Source organism: Vibrio fujianensis, assembly GCF_002749895.1.
GTDB lineage: Bacteria > Pseudomonadota > Gammaproteobacteria > Enterobacterales > Vibrionaceae > Vibrio > Vibrio fujianensis.
In genome coordinates this window covers 142,489-146,244 of record NZ_NBUS01000054.1, presented here as the reverse complement: position 1 = coordinate 146,244, position 3,756 = coordinate 142,489, and the positions used below count along the sequence as shown (strand labels likewise).

The following is a 3,756-nucleotide window of genomic DNA, read 5'->3' as shown; positions in this document are numbered from 1 at the left end:
CCCCCCCGCCACACCGAGTGCACCGCCAACGACTATAGCCAACAGAGTGCGTGGAATTCTAAGATAGTGCACCAATAGGTGTTCACTACTAGTAGGATCAAATGCCGTGATGGCTTGCCAAGTCACCGATGGTGCAACAAAACGCGTACCAATAAACACACTAAGGCAAGCACAACTGAGTAACAAAAAAAGTAACCCCACGATGCACCATCTCTTACTCTGGTTTTTTCTAACCATCACCCGATGCTCAACTATTGATCTTGTCATTGTGTCGTCTTAGTTCCCAAAACGAGCCCGAATTTGATCGATAATTTCATGAGCACTGAAATAATCAATCCGAAAGGAATTAGCCCCAAGTCCATAGACCTGATTGGCTTTGACTGACGGTAAATTCGCCAGCACAGGATCATGCAAAAATGGCGGTACTTGGGCATCAGTCGCATTGAGTAAAAACGTGGTCGAAGCGGTCATTTCTATCAGGTGTTCATAGTGTGAGCGTACAAAATCATTCAACTGAACCGAGCCTGTCTGCCAAGCAGGATTCGGCTCTTCAACATCAAACCCCAATGATTTAAGTAACATTCCATGTGAACCATTCGCTGTCGCAATCGGATTCGTCACCCCGGGGCCATGGTAGCTAATGATGTTGACCTGTCCTTTGGGCAGGGTAAGCGTCGAACGAGTATTGTCAATGAAATCATCAAACTGGCTAATTTTAGCCGCAACTTTCTGTTCAATACCCGCCACTTCACCGATTTTTTCTGCTAGTTGCTGCCAGTTCTGACCGCCGTAATCGAGCACCACCGTCGGGGCAACTTGGTGCAACACCGCCAACTGCCCCAATGCTGAGTCAGCACCACTGAGCGATACAATAATCAAATCCGGTTCATAGGCGTAAACCATCTCAAGATCCACACTGCCTGCTGGCCAAAGAGGCTCTACCCCTTTTTTCTCTGCCACCGCTTGCCACTGGGCAAAATAGTGGCCATTGCTAGTGGTGGCACTCGCCACTACCGGGGCATCCACGGCAAGTAGCGTCCCTGTGATAGACACCGACGTAGAAAGAATACGTTTTGCAGGTGCCATCAACGTTGTCGTCGAACCATCGGCATTATGAAATACCCGCGGCCAATCCTGTGCCTGAGTGGGGTAACTCATCAGCAAGGTGATGAATACTAACGTTTTAATCGCATTAATGATCATTAAGTTCCTTATGGTATGAAGCCAAGCTACATAAACCTCTTACGTCTGATTGTGTCAAATTTTGATATTTATGCAAATGATAATGATTGCCATTAGCAAAAATAAAGCTAAACTTGTTTCGCTGTGACCTCTTACTTCGGTTTCGCACTCCTGAAAAAAGAGACACCGTAACAGTAGCACTTGAATCGGTACTTGCTTTGTCGCAACCACCTCCCTTATCACCGCTATAAGTCAAGGTTTTTACATGTCAGTTAATGGGTTAACTCCACGTTGGATGCCGCTTACTCTGCCCCAGCTCGATTTTTGGGAAGAGTTTTCACTTCATCCCGACCAACCTCTTTCTACCGTCGCACACTTTATCGAACTGAAAGGAACTATCAATGAAATCGCGCTATGTCAGGCCATAACACAAACCGCCAAAGAAACGGATGTACTCGCGCTGCGGTTTAAACTGAATGAGGATGGGAAAACACCACGTCAGGCTTATGATCCAAACCGAATCCCACAAGTTGAAGTGAAAGATTTACGCCGCTACGACAAGCCTTTCGAGCAAGCCAAAAAATGGATGGAAGACGATGTGCATGCGCGCTTAAATTTACTTCAAGATCCACTCTCCGTTCAGTGGTTACTGAAACTCAGCGATGATCACTATCTATGGTACATTCGGGCGCATCACATCATTATGGATGGCTTTGGCATGACGTTGTTTGAACAGCGCTGCGCTACGCTCTATCAACACTATGTTGAACGAACCGAACTCGGTAAACCTTTCAACGCCTTTGCGGATTTTCTGAACGAAGAACAACACTACCAATCAAGCCAACGCTGCCAGCAAGATAAAATCTTCTGGCAAGCATACCTTACTCAGTCAACCCAGCTCACCATCCTCAATAAAGAAGAGGATAGTGAGGGTGAAACACTCCATGCTGCACATGAATTAACCACGACCATGAGCGATCATATCCGTCGACTTGCACAGCACGTTGGCATCGGCTGGCCTGATTTGTTGGTCACTTTATCCGGCCTTTACTTGCACCGCTATCTCGCTAAAACGTATATGGGCGCTCACAATACTATGCCACTTTGGATTCCATTTATGAGCCGCTGGGGTAGCATTGGAGCCTATATGCCAGCACTGTTGGTTAATATTTTGCCGTTATTTATTGAAGTAGACTCTCGCATCACGTTACGAGAGTATCTGACCCAAACCTGCGCAACATTACGCCAGCTCTACGCGCATGGACGCTATCGTGTCGAACAGATAGCCCGCGATCAAGGTGTAACAGAGAATAGCCGCTACTTCTTTTCACCATTTATCAACGTATTACCCTTTGATCCACCCAAATTCATCGGCTGTCAGGTAAAACACCATGTCATCACCAGTGGTCCAGCAGACGGTTTTAACCTCACTTTTCGAGGACAGACGAATGCGGATGGCTTGGTACTCAGCTTAGATGCTGATTCACAAGCGCATCCAGCAGAAGAATTTGAACAGCATAGACAACGTGTGATGATCTTTATGAATTTAGTACTGGATGAAGACGCTCTCGATCAGCCAATCGCAAAACTCTACCAAGCTATCGAAGAGCCACATGAGTAAAGTATTAGAAGCGCTATCAGGCGCTTCAGTTACCTTCTGCTTATAGCAATTGCTGTAGCTTGTACTCAATAAAGGGATTGTCAGGCACAATCTGTTGCGCAATTTCCAATAGTTGTACGGCATCTTCAGGGTTGTCTTGCTGATGCTTCACCGCAATATCCACTAATGGTTGAATATCAATGCTTGTCTGATGTTCCTTCACATGCTCTTTTTTCTCAGCAATAAGCACATTGTGAGCTTTACTCAGCAACCCCAGACGATGAGAGGAATTGGCGTTCGCTTTGTTAAGGCGCTGGTAATAGTCCTCTTTAAAGCGCAGGGTTTTAGTTTGATGGCGAAAGTGGGCAATATCGATATGCTGATGGCAAATAAAATCGATCGCTACCTGTTTATAAAAACCGAATTTATTAAGATAGGTGGCGTGAGTACCATGGCCCATGCCAAAAACTCTTAGATGAGTCAACTCAGGATAACGCTTCGCATGGCGTTGATCGATTTTATTGGTCGGGTCATAAATGATATAGCCTTTGGCGTTTCCCAGATCTAAGTCGTGGTAATCTCCTTCCCAATCAAACTGTTGAGCAATTTCCGTACTCGAACGAGTATCCCATGGTACTAACCTTTTGTTTTTAGTGCTCACGGGATAAAATAGCAATACTTGGTTCAATTTCAGCAAATTAGCAAAAGCGCTAACGGCAAAACCGCCTCGGCTCAGTCCGTATCCCAAACGGCATTCAAAAGGTGTCAGCAAGGTCGATAGCTGCTCGAGAAAGAAAATTAAGTTACGGCTACGAAACCAGTTACTTTTTCCTAAATGCTGAAAAGCGATAATATTCACGTTCTGTTTTTGGGCAAGACGATAACCCCAAGGCGTAAAATTTGAATGTAAGTCTTGTTCCTGTAAGTTGGTGCCCGCGGGTGAGAAAGTAAATAACAGGGGTTTATTAAGATCC

At 45.5% G+C, this 3,756-nt stretch carries 4 protein-coding genes; 1 reads left to right on the top strand and 3 read right to left on the bottom strand.

What is annotated here, in order from left to right; translation table 11 throughout:
- Positions 1-237 (bottom strand): iron chelate uptake ABC transporter family permease subunit (locus B7C60_RS19405; RefSeq protein WP_245869668.1); only part of this gene is annotated, 237 nt, incomplete at its 3' end.
- Positions 238-276: 39 nt separating this feature from the next.
- Positions 277-1,215 carry a Fe2+-enterobactin ABC transporter substrate-binding protein gene (gene fepB / locus B7C60_RS13785; RefSeq protein ID WP_425445520.1) on the bottom strand — a complete coding sequence of 313 codons (939 nt, stop codon included), beginning with the start codon at positions 1,213-1,215 and terminating at the stop codon, positions 277-279.
- A 232-nt stretch (positions 1,216-1,447) separates the two neighbouring features.
- Here fepB and B7C60_RS13780 point away from each other — a divergent pair, with 232 nt between their 5' ends.
- Positions 1,448-2,803: a condensation domain-containing protein gene (locus tag B7C60_RS13780; RefSeq protein WP_237665807.1), complete on the top strand. Its 1,356-nt coding sequence runs from the start codon at positions 1,448-1,450 to the stop codon at positions 2,801-2,803.
- A 40-nt stretch (positions 2,804-2,843) separates the two neighbouring features.
- Here the strand turns inward: B7C60_RS13780 and B7C60_RS13775 are convergent.
- Positions 2,844-3,756 (bottom strand): cytosolic protein (locus B7C60_RS13775; protein ID WP_245869464.1); only part of this gene is annotated, 913 nt, incomplete at its 5' end.